This window comes from Aliiglaciecola lipolytica E3, from assembly GCF_000314975.1.
Taxonomy (GTDB): Bacteria; Pseudomonadota; Gammaproteobacteria; order Enterobacterales; family Alteromonadaceae; genus Aliiglaciecola; species Aliiglaciecola lipolytica.
Genome location: NZ_BAEN01000076.1, coordinates 427,937 through 443,195 on the forward strand (window position 1 = coordinate 427,937; position 15,259 = coordinate 443,195).

Annotated in this window: 17 protein-coding genes; 15 read left to right on the top strand and 2 right to left on the bottom strand. The window is 43.4% G+C overall.

Annotated elements, in window-relative coordinates:
- Positions 1 to 5 precede the first annotated feature (5 nt).
- Genes GLIP_RS20445 through GLIP_RS20455 form a run of 3 tightly spaced genes read left to right on the top strand, consistent with a single transcriptional unit; the run spans position 6 to position 1,703 of the window.
- On the top strand, positions 6 to 485 hold the full coding sequence (locus GLIP_RS20445) for a YybH family protein (protein WP_008846628.1): 480 nt from the start codon (positions 6 to 8) through the stop codon (positions 483 to 485).
- A gap of 25 nt (positions 486 to 510) precedes the next feature.
- On the top strand, positions 511 to 996 hold the full coding sequence (locus GLIP_RS20450; RefSeq protein ID WP_008846629.1) for a nuclear transport factor 2 family protein: 486 nt from the start codon (positions 511 to 513) through the stop codon (positions 994 to 996).
- A gap of 11 nt (positions 997 to 1,007) precedes the next feature.
- Positions 1,008 to 1,703: a DUF1624 domain-containing protein gene (locus tag GLIP_RS20455; RefSeq protein WP_008846630.1), complete on the top strand. Its 696-nt coding sequence runs from the start codon at positions 1,008 to 1,010 to the stop codon at positions 1,701 to 1,703.
- 227 nt (positions 1,704 to 1,930) lie between these two features.
- Here GLIP_RS20455 and GLIP_RS20460 read toward each other — a convergent pair whose 3' ends face one another.
- On the bottom strand, positions 1,931 to 3,343 hold the full coding sequence (locus tag GLIP_RS20460) for a hypothetical protein (protein ID WP_008846631.1): 1,413 nt from the start codon (positions 3,341 to 3,343) through the stop codon (positions 1,931 to 1,933).
- A gap of 68 nt (positions 3,344 to 3,411) precedes the next feature.
- Positions 3,412 to 5,541 (bottom strand): SDR family NAD(P)-dependent oxidoreductase, encoded by a 2,130-nt coding sequence (locus GLIP_RS20465; protein WP_008846632.1) that lies wholly within the window; start codon positions 5,539 to 5,541, stop codon positions 3,412 to 3,414.
- 322 nt (positions 5,542 to 5,863) lie between these two features.
- On the opposite strand from GLIP_RS20465, the gene GLIP_RS21790 reads away from it, so the two are divergent.
- The 12 genes from GLIP_RS21790 (at position 5,864) to GLIP_RS20520 (ending at position 15,237) form a co-directional block, all read left to right on the top strand.
- Positions 5,864 to 6,058, top strand: coding sequence for a hypothetical protein (locus GLIP_RS21790; RefSeq protein ID WP_226992261.1), 195 nt, complete (start codon positions 5,864 to 5,866; stop codon positions 6,056 to 6,058).
- Between the two features lie 85 nt (positions 6,059 to 6,143).
- Entirely contained in the window at positions 6,144 to 7,307 is a 1,164-nt protein-coding gene (locus GLIP_RS20470) for a porin (RefSeq protein ID WP_226992262.1), read from the top strand.
- Between the two features lie 8 nt (positions 7,308 to 7,315).
- Positions 7,316 to 7,849 carry a c-type cytochrome gene (locus tag GLIP_RS20475; RefSeq protein WP_008846635.1) on the top strand — a complete coding sequence of 178 codons (534 nt, stop codon included), beginning with the start codon at positions 7,316 to 7,318 and terminating at the stop codon, positions 7,847 to 7,849.
- 92 nt (positions 7,850 to 7,941) lie between these two features.
- On the top strand, positions 7,942 to 8,397 hold the full coding sequence (locus GLIP_RS20480; RefSeq protein ID WP_008846636.1) for a hypothetical protein: 456 nt from the start codon (positions 7,942 to 7,944) through the stop codon (positions 8,395 to 8,397).
- 66 nt (positions 8,398 to 8,463) lie between these two features.
- Complete coding sequence (locus tag GLIP_RS20485; RefSeq protein ID WP_008846637.1) at positions 8,464 to 8,820, top strand: hypothetical protein; 357 nt, start codon at positions 8,464 to 8,466, stop codon at positions 8,818 to 8,820.
- A 28-nt stretch (positions 8,821 to 8,848) separates the two neighbouring features.
- Positions 8,849 to 9,691 carry a hypothetical protein gene (locus GLIP_RS22010; RefSeq protein ID WP_008846638.1) on the top strand — a complete coding sequence of 281 codons (843 nt, stop codon included), beginning with the start codon at positions 8,849 to 8,851 and terminating at the stop codon, positions 9,689 to 9,691.
- Positions 9,688 to 11,622, top strand: a complete 1,935-nt coding sequence (locus GLIP_RS20495; protein ID WP_040523694.1) for a 2Fe-2S iron-sulfur cluster-binding protein — start codon at positions 9,688 to 9,690, stop codon at positions 11,620 to 11,622. Before GLIP_RS22010 ends, GLIP_RS20495 begins: the two co-directional genes overlap by 4 nt.
- Positions 11,622 to 12,380 (top strand): hypothetical protein, encoded by a 759-nt coding sequence (locus tag GLIP_RS20500; protein ID WP_008846640.1) that lies wholly within the window; start codon positions 11,622 to 11,624, stop codon positions 12,378 to 12,380. The genes GLIP_RS20495 and GLIP_RS20500 overlap by 1 nt, the downstream gene beginning before the upstream one ends.
- A complete protein-coding gene (locus GLIP_RS20505) occupies positions 12,377 to 13,171 on the top strand; it encodes a cytochrome c3 family protein (protein ID WP_008846641.1) in 795 nt (264 codons plus the stop codon). The genes GLIP_RS20500 and GLIP_RS20505 overlap by 4 nt, the downstream gene beginning before the upstream one ends.
- Positions 13,172 to 13,183: 12 nt before the next feature.
- The gene (locus GLIP_RS20510; RefSeq protein WP_008846642.1) at positions 13,184 to 14,407 is read left to right on the top strand and encodes a hypothetical protein; all 1,224 of its coding nucleotides are present in this window, start codon (positions 13,184 to 13,186) and stop codon (positions 14,405 to 14,407) included.
- A 14-nt stretch (positions 14,408 to 14,421) separates the two neighbouring features.
- Complete coding sequence (locus tag GLIP_RS20515) at positions 14,422 to 14,601, top strand: hydrogenase 1 maturation protease (protein WP_008846643.1); 180 nt, start codon at positions 14,422 to 14,424, stop codon at positions 14,599 to 14,601.
- Positions 14,602 to 14,826: 225 nt separating this feature from the next.
- A complete protein-coding gene (locus GLIP_RS20520; protein ID WP_040523696.1) occupies positions 14,827 to 15,237 on the top strand; it encodes a MerR family transcriptional regulator in 411 nt (136 codons plus the stop codon).
- Positions 15,238 to 15,259: the final 22 nt, after the last annotated feature.

Genomic DNA, 15,259 nt, shown 5'->3' on the forward strand with positions numbered 1-15,259 from the left:
TCTACATGAAAAATAACTATTTTTTAATTGCTCTTTTGTCTACATCGTTGCTTTCGTTTTGTGTATTTGCTCATGAGCCATCTACAGCAAGCGAGCTCACAGCAACGAAGTTTAGTGGTTTACAAACTGAAGCGGGACGCACTGTACTCTCATTTCACGAAGCGTTAGCCAAAGGACAAGCGGAAAGCGTTATGAGCGCGCTATCTCCCAATGTCATTATCTTAGAAGGGGCACGCATAGAACGCAGTGCTGAAGAGTATCGCCAGCATCATTTGCAAGCTGATATGCGATTTTCTTCTTCGGTTAAAACCGCAACCATTGAGCACTATGTTCATGTTTATGGGGATACGGCGGTCTCAATTTCAAGAAGTCACACTGTGGGCTTATACAAAGATAAGCAAATTGACAAACAAGGCAATGAAACTCTGGTACTTAAGCGTATCGATGGCAATTGGATGATAAGTCACATCCATTGGTCCCACTAACTACTTACTTTATAGGACAAAAAAAATGACGTTATTCTTCAGAGCAACATTAATAATGCTGTTGACTAGTGCCGTACAAGGCGTATATGCAGCGCAAGTAGACGCGGACAAAGCGGCGATTGAAAAAATAATCATAGCAATTGAGAAGGGATGGGAGTCTGGCAATGGTCGCCCTTTTTATCAGCATTATCTCGATCATACAGGTGCCCGATACATTGAGTCAGGAGGGCAGAATAAGGGATTAAAGGATCTTGTCGAAAATCACGTAGAGCCGGAAAAAGAAGTACTCTCGCGCCTTACCATCGATATTTTGGATATGGATATTTCGATAGATGATGACATGGCATGGGCGATCACAACTATCAATGTGTCTGGTGAAGTTCGAAGATCAAGCGAAACCTTTGATAAAAACGGGTATCAGACATACTTGTTCAAGCGCACGAATTCGGGTTGGAAAGTCATCCATTCACATTCTTCTACGCGCGATAAACGACCGCATGACCATCATTAGGCGAATAAAGAATGGCCGGTACTCGTAACGTAACGATAGACATCATACGTACCGTTGCAATTGTACTGATGGTGATTTTTCATTTTGCGTACGACCTGCGCTTTTTTGGCTGGGTTGATTGGAATGTGCCAAATGGTAAAGGATGGAAAGAATTTCGCTATGTCATCTTAACGCTTTTTTTCCTGAGCGTGGGAGCATCGTTGGTATTTGCGCATCGCCAACGGGTTGATTTCAAATCCTTTGCTAAACGTATTGTGTGGATAATGATATGGGCGTTAATCATATCGCTTTTCACCTACACCTTTTTCCATAACAATTGGATATATTTTGGCGTTTTACACTTTATCGCAGTTGCCAGTATTTTATGCTTGCCGCTTGTTCGCTATCCGGCAATTGCGGCCATCGTTGGCGTATTTACTGTTGTGTTATTTTTAACGGGTGTGGTTACGAGCAAATGGCCTTTTAACTTTTGGGAGCTTGGGCTACCGCCATCGCCCAACGATTACGTGGCACTTTTCCCATGGACAGGTGTTGTTTTGTTGGGTATTGGCTTAGGTCATCTTTTTGAAAAGGGATTAGACCCCTGTGCTTCGCTTAAATTATCAACAAAAATTACATTTCTAGGACGCCATAGTTTAGCGGTATATGTGTTACATCAGCCGATATTTTTTGCCATTTTAGGTGCTATTTACGTAGTGGTTGGCTAACGCCATTTAGCATTGCCAGTGGCATGCACAAAAAGACTTTCAGTGCAGAGCTGTGATATTGTCATTACTGTGAACTTGTTCGTTACGTTAACGGGTACAACGCGACATATGCTTGCGTATTAGTAGTACTGTCGATATACTTTACGAATAATGACTGCCAATGCAACAACAATATTACAGACGAGGAGATCCGTTATGCTTTTGGTTCCAACAAACCCAGACTACCGCTAGCGTTCGAATAATTTTGGACGTTCTGTCTGAAACTCAATATATTTTTTCCACAGACTGGCACATTGTTCCCCAGCAAGAACACCACTGATAGCGTCATCAGTAGCCATACTTTCGGCTAAGAGTTGTCTTGTATGAAACAACATCTCCTTCTTCGCTGCTTCTTTTGTGAAGATGTTTTTTTCAAGTAAGCAGACTCGTATGAAAATTAAGCTGTCAACCATGCATATTACGCGAAAAATAAATCGCGGTAGCCTTTCAGGATCCTGGTACTCACTGCGCTCTTCAGCTAACCAGAAACTTAAATTATCTTCAAAACTGTTTAAACTGTCACTAATTCGCCCTAAGGCTTGATCATTTAATACACCGAAACGTGTCATTTCTGCTTCATAAAACGCCAGATCTAATAATGCTTCAAAATAGAGCATTCGTGCGTCATCTAGCTTGTCCTTGACCCGCTCAAAGCGCGATATCGCATGTTCTTGAATCGCGATGACTTCTCTAAGAACACTCGGATCGCAACGTGCAGTTGAACTGTCTTCGATTGACGTAACGCTTAAATCATCAAAGAAACGATCATAACCGTCCTCAATTAAAAAACGACGAAGATAAATTGATATAGCCAAGTTTTTAAAAACCAGTCCGTTTTGTGTCTCCGTTTCACTCATTAGCTTATCGAACGCATTTTCCGCATCTTGAACTTTCTCTAAATTTATTTGCTCTAAACGCTCTATTTTTTGTTGATGCCCATCGGTCAGTCTATCAATATCGCGTTGGTGTCGTTCGGTGATCGCTGAAATTTGACGTTGGGTTACCGCCCTTAATTCAACTAAGTCTTGATCAGTTGCATCTTTAAGTTTCTCCAAATCATCTTTTGCTTTTTCTTTTACGTCTTTGGTTCGATTACTTTGAACGTGATTCATCCATGCGATAACGGCTGAAATGACAGCTACAAGGATGGCTGCAAATGTTAACGCACTCGTCGCCATATTGCGTGTTGCTTGGTTCGTAAAGTCACGTGAAGCGAGCAGAGTCTCCGATTTTACACTTTGATGTTGTTGCGTTATGTCGGACTGCAGCCTTGAGCGGATTTCTTGCATATCGAGAATATCCAGTGATAGCTTTATTTGTGCTAGCTCAGATGCGCTTAACGGTGTGCGGGGCATAGAGTAGGCTTTATCATATAACGCTTTTACAGCATCGATTTCTTGTTCAATGCGCGCGAGCCGACGGTTGACCTCAGCACTGGATAGTGTGGCATTTTCCAATAACAGCAAATCTCGGTTAATTTCGTCTACGTGTTGCTTAAGGCCTGCTAATCCCCTGTAGAAGTCAGCATGCACATAATCGTCCGTGTCTGCAAAACAACTGTTCGAGACGAGTAGGGTAAACAATAGCATCCATTTTAACACTGCTTATATCCTTATTGATAACTTGGTTATTCGTTGGAAAAGCTCTTGCTGGTAGGCTATTACATCAGCTATACAGTTTTTTGTAAATGCCATTGCAGAGAGCCTACAAATCTAAGCTCGGGATCAAACTTTTGTTTTATCGCAATCAAACGTTTTGTGTGCTGACCATAGTAACCAATCAACGGATAGTCCTTACCCATGTCATAATTTTGGTAGGCGTGGCCGTTAAAAAATGGGGATAATCGCTCGTAGGTTTGATTGACCCACTCTGTTACTTCGATATTGAATTGATCAGGTAGTGTAACAGCGGTAATACTGCAAACAAATGAAGAATTTCGATGAATGAAAGCGGTTTCGTGAGCACCAATATCTTGTATTGCACCACACAATGGATCTAGCATTATGCCTCCTGCATTATCAGGGCAGGATTGAAAGCATTGCAGCAGAGTACTAATAAAGTCTTGTGTCAGTGCGCCTTCAATGATCCCGTTACGCCAATATAACGCATGCCCTTGCTCATAATTATTGGATTGGCATTCAGTATATTGCTTTTGCTTGATGGAGATATCAGCAGCCGTTTCCCAACTTGAAATATCACGTAGGCTAGAGTTTGGGTCTTCACTAAATCCCATAATTGAAATTTTTGCTTGTTTCGCAGTTGAGCGAGCGATGTATGCGTACAAAAATTGTGTTCTCGGTCCATGTAAAACTGCTTTACTGTATTGTGTCAATATCCCTTTCGCCTTGTGGATTGGCCATTCAACGGTCCCTCCTTCGATATAGTCTGGTTCTGAGTGTAATTTGAATGTCACGTGAGTGACTACCCCAAACTGAGCCCCTCCGCAGCCGCGCAATGCCCAAAAAAGATCTGTATGTTCTCTAACGTTTACGACCCTCTTCTGACCATCAGCTGTGATCAGGTTGAATGCTAAGACGTTGTCACAACTTAAACCGTGTTTACGTGATAGAAAACCAATACCTCCGCCTAGTGTAGCCCCTACTACACCCACATCCGGACAGGTGCCCAAAGGCACTACTTTATTATGGTGTGACAAAAAGAAGTCTAAATCTCGGTTTCTAACGCCTGCGCCGACTTTAACTGATTCGCCATCCGCATAAAGTTCTATACTTTGAAAGGCTGACATATCAATTACTATCCCACCATTAATGACGGCCGCCCCTGTCACACCGTGTCCAGCCCCCTTAATAGTAATCTGTAAATTTTGCCTGTTTGCATAGTCGATTGTCTTGACAATATCAGCTTCTGATTTAGGTACGACTATCGCAATCGGAAAATGCGAAATGGCTTGATTGAATAAACGACGCCGCAACGTATATTCCTTGCTTCCAGTTGCCCAGACATCGCCGTCAATTTTGTCTTGTAGATACTGCAAGGAAGTTTTTTCCGCTGTCGTTAAAATATTGCTATTTGCATTCATTGGTCGTTGCGGCTCTTTAACTGCACTTCGTAATACGTTCCACTGCGTTGTTCCAAACGTCTTAAAGTCGATACGAGTTAGTAGTTGGCAGAGGTATTCGGCCACTAAGTGGGGCGGAAGCAGTTTGCTTTCTTTATGCATATCTCTTAAAAGCACTGACATCGGCAACACGTCGCTGGATATCTCTCGTATTTTTTTTTGCATCGGGGTATCGACGTTCCCTGGGGCCACTGTGGCAAAAGCCGCGATATCATGACTAATTTCTTGTCTAAAGCAATCACACATCATTTGTATAGCTGCTTTACTCACGCAATATGCTGATGCACCTTCAACAGCCGTTACAGGATGATCGCTTGTCAAAAAAAGTACACGGCTATGCTTGAACTTGTTTAGGCATAATTTTGTTATTAAGAAGGGGATATCACTATTCACTTTTTGTGTTGCACACCAATCTTCATAGTCGATTGTGTGGATACGTTTCAGCGGTGTAACAATTCCTGCGCAGTGCACTAAATAATCAATGCGGTCGTATTTACCGAGCACCTGTTCGATTCTTTTTGTTGCCCCTGTGTGATTGAAATCGATGTGCTTGATGACAAGTCGAGCATTGAACTTTTCACAAAGCGCTCTCAATTCAGAGCTCTGTCGACCTATTGCAATTACAAACGTGTCATCATCCATTGACAAAAACTGATTGGTTAATGCCAATCCAATGCCTGAACCTGCACCGGTAATTACCGCAACTTTGTACTTCATCATTTCTTGTTATCCATTCACCCAATTAAAAAACGCCCCTCCCAAATAAATATATTGCTTTAGAACAATCTAGATGAGGTCAACTAACCGAGTTCGAGAATAGATAACTTTGAATTAACGATAAATAAGTTAATGATTTCATTACAAAATTGTAATGTGTTTGTAATCCGATTTTTGTGAAAGTTTGATCTAGATCAATTAAATTTAAGATGTGGGGTTTAGGATGAATATTAATAAAAGCGAAAAGGAAGTTCGGTGCAACGACTTACGAAAACATTACTCTGTATTGCCTTATTACTGCTCAATTCGGAAACAGTAAGCTCGCATGCATTTGAAGAAGCCAGAATTAATGCGCTCGGATAATGCTAACTCGAACGTATCGTTGGCCATTATCGCCCTATCGCCTTGGTTTATGCCTGTGGAAATTGAAACAGATAGTTTCATTGAGGTGTACGTCACGTTAAAACGCACAATTCCACCGGATGACCGCCCCTCCATAGCATTCCTAGTGGATACGTAATTCCAAAGAAGAATAGGGCGGCGCTTATGTTACCGCACACCCAAGTTAGTAATCAAAACAGTACATACTGGAAACTGCAATGCGAATGAAAAAAACACTACAACTGGCAACCATATTGTCCGCTGGGCTGATGATGCAGCAGCCATTATACGCGGCTGAATCGAGTGAGCGTTTCGTCTTTGTTGGGTATGGAGATGTAAAATACGAAAGTGCCGATGTGGCTGGTACTGATGCGTTTTCGGCACGTTTTGTACCGATTTTCTTATTTAGTCTAAATGACAAGATGCACGTAGAGGCAGAGCTTGAGGTTGGATTAAATGCAGATGGAGAAACGGTAACTGAACTTGAATACGCAGATATCCACTACTTTTTAAACGACAACACGACCATTACGGCAGGTAAATTTCTACTGCCGTTTGGACAATTTAGTGCCAATTGGCATCCCAGTTGGATCAACCGCAGTATCTGGACGCCTGGAATATATGGCGCGCATGGCTCTAGCCAAGCAATGGATCCCATACTGCCAATATTGAGCGATGTTGGTGTTGCAGCTCAACAAGTTTATCAAGTGGGCTCAGCCAAAGTGTTTCTTGATGTCTTTATGACAAACGGACCTCGGTCAGAAGCGGAATATGACGAAGAAGGAGTGGTCGACGACCATGATATTGCACTGGCTCGCTTAATTTCACCCACCGCGTCGATAGATCCTGATGCGGATGAACATGGAGAAGCGTTTCCTGAGGTCGAGTTTGAAGCGACAAACTCTGATAACAATAGCAATAAAGCCTTTGGCGGCCGAATTGCCGTAGCGCTGCTCCCGTCGATAGAAATTGGTACCTCTTATTATCAAGGAGCCTATGACGAAAATGGGCAATTAGACATTAAGGCCAATGGTGTGGACATCAACTTGATCAGTACACACGCTATTTTACGAGGCGAGTACATTCGCACAGAAACCGATGCGTTTGTTGAGAAAGATTACGAAGATGTTATCGATTCGTTTTCCCGCAATGGGTGGTTTTTACAAGGGACATTTTTTATAGGTCACTTATTTGATGGGCTCGGCAGCACTGAAATTGTCATTGAACATGCTCAAACCAAAAAAGTAGAAGAAGCTGAACGTTGGATGGTCGGTGTTAACTACTGGTTAGATCCTCGTTCAGTTATCAAAGTGGGTTATGAGGATACTGATGTAGTTGATGGTCCAGATGACAAGCGTTTCGCTGTGCAATTCAGCTATGGCTTTTAGGAGGGCTAATGATGAAAAACCAATTAACTGTTACCATTTTTGTTTTGTTCTCCACCTTACTGACCTCGCTTCAAGTAAGCAGTACCGAGCTATTGTCAGGTGCAGAATTGATCAACAACAACTGCGCACGATGTCATAACAGTCGGCCAATTCAAGAATTTTCCAAGAGTGAATGGAAAGTCATTATGCCCCACATGCGAGAAAAGGCACACCTGAAGGGGGCCGAAGTACAGGCCATTCTCGAATTTATGGAAATTGCTACAACACCTGCTCAAGCAATGAACGTGAAGGAGGTTGTCAATATTGCTGCAGATCCAAAAGAGGTGCTCACTCGCTATGGCTGTCAGGGGTGTCATCAAGTGCAAGGCGCAGGCGGAACACTCGGTCCATCGCTGGATAATGTTATCAGCGAAAAAGGCAGGGCATTCTTTTTGCGCAAGGTTAAAGAGCCTCAATTTAATAACGCTTCTTCTGCAATGCCGCAAATGCCGATTACAGATGAAGAGCTTGAAGCTTTAGCTGAATTTTTATCATCCAAATAGCCTATTGACCTGAGTCTAAGACATAGGATTAAGGTGAAAAGGCTTAATTTTCAATCTAACACGCTCAACTGAGCATAACCAAAGGAAACATTATGAAAAAGCTTACTTCACTATTACTGGCCAGCGCTATAGTTGCTGCGCCAATCGCAACTTCTTATGCACAACAAAACATTGACAAATCTGAAATGTCGATGATGGACGGTCAGATGATGCAAAAAATGCAAACGCATATGGAAGAAATGCGCGCGATCTTAAATGCCGTTAAAAGTGAATCGGATCCAGAGAAGCGCGAAGTCATGCTGCAAGAGCATGCTCAAAAGATGCAAGACATGATGGGCATGATGGAAGGAAGCGACTCAATGGGGATGAAAGCGGGAAAAGGAATGAAAGGCGAAAAGAGAATGGGACACAAACACAGTGATATGTCCACCGAAGACAAAATGAAAACACTGGAACAGCGTATGTCGATGATGGAAGACATGATGAGCCAAATGATGGGGCACACCGCTGAAAAATCTAAGCCAATACATAAGCACAAAAAGAACTAATCACCACGTTACGAGGCAGGAGGGGACCTGCTGTCTCGTTTATACCAATAATTGCAGGAATTTTACATGAATAAATTAATTAAGTTTTTTTCAATTGTAGTCTTGTCAGTTGGATTACTAGGCGGCTGCGCAAGCCAGATTTATCACGACTACATCATGAGTGGGCAGGTTGTTACGGTTGACGATAAACAAGTCGTGGTATGTGTATCTGATACGGATGGACTGAAGGAACATCAAGTCTTCAATGTTTATCGCACAGTTTATGATCCTTATGTTATTTCAGAAGGTGATGATGGTTATTCGCGTGAATTCGTTGGCAAAATCCGCCTAGGTAAAACTAAAGATGAACACTTCGCTGAAGCTTCAGTACTTAATGGCGAAATTGCTCGCTATGACATGGTCGAGTTTGATCGTGGCTTTTAGTCGACATTTCAGATAGGAGTATGCCGTTGTGAATATTAGAATTTATCACCAAGACTACCGTATTGCGGTTATTGTGGCGCTGGGGTTAGCGAGTGTCTTATTCACAACCGCGTGCTCATCAGCAACACAAAAAACGAATTCAGAAAATAAACCCAGTTCATCAAAAACTATGAATACTAAGCCTGAGTTAAACGTTGATGACTTCGCTAAAATCCAAACCGCTTTGCGCTCGTTAGACAATTCATTAGCGACCCAGTCAAAAAGCAATGAGAGTGTTAATCCGAGTGATACCAGTGTTTCACTCAATACATCTTCAATGCCCCTTTCGGCAACAAACACAATGGAAATGGGAAAGGGTAAAGGCATGATGACAATGCGCGGGAAATCGTGCATGGGAATGATGTGCAAGATGATGATGAAAAATAGCTCAATGATGGGTACACCACCTGAACAAAATAAAAAAGAGTTATTATCTAGTTTTCCATCAAATAAAAGCTTACCCGGTGTCAGTGGCGCGCTGCATTTATATCACGTTGGAGAGCAAGCCTTTTTCTTAAACCATAAAGAAACGCTGGAATTGACCAATGATCAGTACCAAACGCTTCTAACGATCCAAACTGAGTGGGAGTCGACTCAACAAAGCCTAACGCAGCAGCGAAGTACACTAGAAGCATCATTGTGGGAATTGACAGCTCTAGGGCTACCTCAATACGACAAAATCAAAGATATCATTAGCGAAATAGAGGCCACAAACAGCGCCTTGCGGTTGCAGTTTATTACATCGGTAGGGAAAGCGGTATCAGTATTAACGCCCTCTCAGATCGCGAAGATAAATAGCCTGTGGATGGCCGAACAAACAGGTGAGTTATGAGAATGTGGTGGCCACACACATCATTTTTTCTGCGTTACGCCGTCATTCTGAACGTTATGCTGTTATTCGCAACGACGAGCAGTTACGCACAGCAACAGCCAGAGGATAGTGAGCATGCAAGCCACCATCCTGAAGCAACCAATAATCCCACTGTCAACGCTAATACGGATGTTCAACTGACTGCTACTCAAGGTAAAGGGCCACCGGGCAATGTTAGTTCCATGATGGGTCCTGGTATGGCAAAAGGCATGGATAAAATGATGGAGAAAATGGGTGCACCCAAACCTAAAGATCTCTATCCCACGCTAATGCGAATGCATTCAGCCACACCCGAGCAAAGAGAGATTGTTCTGAGTAAAGCGTCCGCGAGGATGCAACAAGGAAGTGAGCAACTCGCTACAGGTTTTGATTGGCTTGCCCGCGCTGCTGCCACTGATGACTATTCCCAAATGCAAATGGCTGTTGAAACAGTTAAAGAGGGTATAGCCCATTTTGACAGTGGTCTTGCTGCGAAACGTGCCATACAAGACGGCCAAGAACCGCGAAGAGTGGCATTAACCTGGTTCAAGTCACAAATGAATTTGCTTCCCAGTGCGCCGGAAAAAGGTACTTCAACCCTATTTGGTATGACACCGTTTCACAGCGCAGTGATGCTTGTTTTACTCATATTTACAATCGTTATGGTGTATGTGTATGGATTTAAGATGCGCAGAGCTGCTGCGCTGCTCGAAGAGCTTAAGTCTACTGACGCCGCAAGCACATCTGCGCCAACGACAAAAGTTCCCTCTATTGCCGAATCTATTCCGCCTGCCCAGCAGCATGCTTCGGCAACTGCGCAAAGTAGCGAGCCAGCATTGTCATCCACTGCCTCACCGCGCAAGGGCACTTTTAGTGGCGATATGGTAGTAACCGCGATTTTTAATGAAACCCATGATGTTAAAACGTTACGTCTAGCCAGCCCAGATGGACAAACCATTCCATTTGATTTTGAACCAGGTCAATTTGTCACGTTCACACTGACCATCGATGGTATTGAAAAGCCAGTTAAGCGCTCATACACCATTGCATCATCGCCCACTGAACAGTATTACTTTGAAGTTACGATTAAACGAGAGGAGTTCGGTGTGGTTTCTCGTTATATGCATGACGCGGTTGAGGTAGGAAATACGCTTTCAATTAAAGCCCCCGGCGGTAAATTTTATTTCAATGGTCATGGTGCAAACAGCGTTGTGTTGATTTCTGGGGGAGTGGGGGTCACACCGATGATGAGCGCTGTCCGTTACTTAACGACGACGTGCTGGGACGGTGATATTTATTTTCTGTTTTGTACGCGAACGTCCAACGACTTTATTTTTGAGCAGGAATTAAAATATCTGCAAGCACGTCACCCTCGGTTAAAAGTACTGGTCAGTATGACTCAAGCAGAGGGTACATCCTGGATGGGTCCCCAAGGCCGCTTCTCATCCGCAATGATAAACGAATTTGTGCCAGATATTGCCTCAAAAACTGCGCATATTTGTGGTCCTCCTGCAATGATGGATGCTACGAAAAAAATGCTAGCCGAATTGGGTATGCCTGACACGCATATTAAAACCGAAGCGTTTGGGGCTGCTAAACCAAAGCCCGCCCCCGTTAAACCTCAATTAGCCACTAACACCAACGCAGGCGACAACAGACAAGTACGGTTTAGTCTTTCAGACGTCGAAGCCCACGCGGGTCCGGATGAGACCGTATTAGACGTCGCTGATGGACTCGATGTAGATATAGAGAATTCATGCAGAGCGGGTTCGTGCGGGAGTTGTAAGGTGAAACTGCTACGTGGTGACGTCGATATGGAGGTTGATGATGGGCTGGAACCTGAAGATAAGATCAGTGGGTATATTCTGGCGTGCCAAGCTATCCCTAAATCTGATGTGGAGGTTGAGGCTTAATGAATTCTCAAGAGCGCACAATTGTAAGCAGCTTGGTTGTCCTAATGATCCTGCTATGGCTCGGTTTTGTATGGCATAGAGACCCAGCATTCCCAGGCAGTTTTATTGGATTTGGCGTGGGTTTAAGCGCTTCGGTATTAATGCTTATCCCATTAGTATACATGATCATTAAGCGTAACAAATCACTTAAAAAAGTCGTGACGAAGCACATTGCTATGTCAACGCTCCTGCGTCTACACATCTATGCTGGTGTGCTGGGGCCTATTCTAGCGCTGATCCATAGCGCCCATCGTTTTGATAGTGCTACCGGAGTTTCGCTTGTTATCTTTATGATGGTCGTTGTGATCAGTGGGTTTGTGGGTCGATATGTACTCGGTCTTATTTCATCGAATGTGAAAGAGAAAAAGCGCCAAGTAAATGAACTCCACCTTGCGCTTTCTAACGCAAAACAGGCGTTGAAAAACGCAGTCTGTGATGTCAGATATTCGACGTTTGCCCAAACATCCGCACGACATATTCCTTACATCACGTTAAATGTGCCTACTTCAGCACAAAGTAAATTGTTCAAACAAGAAAGCCAGGTTCTGTCCATCATTGATACAATTTCCGATGTTGAGTACAGCATTCTCATTCATGACACGGCTAAGATGTGGTTTTCTCGTTGGTTAAAATTTCACATCGTGATTTCAATGACACTTTATGTAGTCCTGTTTTTTCACATTTTCAGTGAAGTTTACTTTGGACTGCGCTGGTTATGATGAAATGGATAATAATTGTTCTTGGCTTAGTTGCTGCTGGCTTTGGCGTCAGTCATTTCATTCATATGCCTGAAGATAGCGCACAAATTCCATGGGAAAAAATGGTTGAACCCGGTTCACTCAGTAAGGCACATGCCTTTCTCGCGGATGACTGTTTGAGTTGTCACACGCCGATGAAGGGCGTTGAGCGTGACAAATGTGTGGCGTGTCATGCAAATGATACGCATATCGTAGCGCGTCAACCCACTGCATTTCATACCGACATTAAAGAATGTGCAAGTTGCCATGTAGAACACAAAGGTGAATCGGCCAATATTTCGCTCATGAGCCATATAGCGTTAGTCGACATTGGTTTCAATATGCTCCCCACCCCAAATGTCCCGTTTGACGAGGGCGCTGCCACCATGGCGTTTTTAGAGAACATACTAGCGAATAAACAAACTCCCGATCCCTTGTTTGTGCACCCTGAGGTCAGTGATAAAGAAGCCTTATTAAATTGTACGCAATGTCACAGCAACGATGATCGCCATTTAGGTCTATTTGGAGAGGATTGCGTGCAGTGTCACAGTACAGACAAATGGTCACTGCCAAAGTTTATTCACCCGTCGAGTCAATCACGTGATTGCAATCAATGTCATGAAGCGCCGCCCAGTCACTATATGCAGCATTTTAAAATGATTTCCGCCAAAGTGGCAGGCGAGCCTAAAGCTAAAGTTGAGGAATGCTATGCCTGTCATCAATCTACGTCCTGGAACGATATTAAGCGTGCCGGATGGTATAAACACCATTAAAGGGGGCAAACCGTGATCACAAATTCCATTGCGCTCGTAACCTCGGTGTTGATCGCAATAGTATTGTTTCTGTCTCGCTTACGACAATCTGTCCAATGGCGGGCAACAGTCACACCGTTGGCTTCCATTATTGGTAGCGGCTTTTTGATCATTGCACCACTGCTGCATTCGGTAATGGGGAAATGGGCACTGCTTGGAATAGTTTTGTTGTCTATTCTGGCATATGCGTTGGGATCGGTCATTCGCTTCAATATACGCCATGCAGAACCTGAGCTAGCTAGCAATCAACAAAGCATTATTGTGACGCTTGAAAAAGCAAGTCAATGGGCGCTTGGTACGGCATATGCCATTTCCGTGGCGTTTTATATTAGTTTGTTTGCAGCGTTTGTTTTTGATCGTTTATCAATCTCTGATACGACGTACATCAAACTGTTTACCAGTGGGTTGCTTGTCATCATTATGGTGGTCGCTTGGCTCCGTGGTGCTAGGGGACTAGAGACCATTGAGCTATTCGCCGTGACAATAAAGTTGGCTATTATAGTAGGTGTGCTCGCAGCGCTGGCAACCTACGACATGCAAGTACAAAGTGCTTGGTTTCAACATGAAGCGATACAGGCATTGAGCCATTTTGAAACTGTTAGCATGCTCGCAGGGATGCTTATGGTAACGCAAGGGTTCGAGACAACCCGTTTTATGGGGATTAACTATACGCCAGAACAGCGTATTAAAGCGAGTCGTTATGCTCAGTGGATCGCTATTTTTCTTTATGTTGTTTTTATCGGTCTAACGTGTCCTATTTTTCTGGATTTTCCGATCACGGAATTAAACGAAACAACGATTAGCTACACTCTAGGGCAAGCAATATGGGTATTGCCGATTTTATTACTGGTTGCCGCTACGGCAAGTCAGTTAAGTGCAGCATTAGCCGATACTATCGGTGGCGGAGGTCTCTTAAAAGAGCTTTTCCATTTACCTATCTCCCCCCAATTTTACTATGTTTTAGTCATCGCCATCGCAGGTATATTAGTTTGGTCATCCAACGTATTTGAAATTATTAATCTCGCATCAAAAGGGTTTGCACTTTATTACCTGATCCAAACAATAATCGCGGTCAAACTCGTGATGCGCCAAAGCACAAGTCTACGCATTAGGTCAACAAAATTACTTGGTCTATCGGTGATCGTTCTCTCTTTATCCTTTGTAATTGGCTGGTCAATTCCAGCACCTCATAGCTAATAAGGAAAATACCGATGCTATCACTAGAAACTATTACACCAATTGACCAAATCAAAAATGCGGCTAAGCGTTACGCTATCATTGGTGTTGGAAATCTATTGCAGCGAGATGATGGCATTGGGGTGCACGCGGTTCGTGCTATGCACACTGGCGGAGCATTCGAAACGGGGAGCAGGCCGAACACATTGGTGTAATAGTAAAAAACACCGAATCAAAAGGGCGCGTGACCATTGTTACGCCAATGGGAGGAAGGCGTTTCATGAATGAACTCGAAGATGAGCCGCTTCCAAGGATCTGCTGAAAGAATAGATGTTGACCTGTGAGCAACACATAGGTTTATCCTGGTAACGTGAGAGTAGAACATAGGATTAAAGGCGTGCTTAACCGCATATCTATGTTGATAAAAGAGGAGCGTTGAAATGCGCGTTAAAGAAATTGCAGATGCACTAGGAATTAGCGCCGACAGTGTGCGGTATTACACGCGCATTGGGCTTCTGGAGCCAAGTAAATCTCACAATGGTTACAAATATTATCGGCCTCAAGATTTAACACGATTGAGATTTATTATAAGTGCGCGATCATTAGGATTTTCGGTCAATGATATCAAAGAAATATTAGTTACGTCTTCGCGAACAAACGTACCCTGCCCGACTGTGCGATGCCTTATTGAAAAAAGGTTGAAAGAAACCGAACGGCGGTATCAGGACATGCATGAGCTAAGAATGCGAATGCGAAAAGCCATGTCAGAATGGGAAAATACACCGGATCAGCATCAAACTGCCGATACAATTTGCCATTTGATTGAAGGTTTCACAGCACTTAAATCATAACAATATTTAGAGAAGGAGCGGC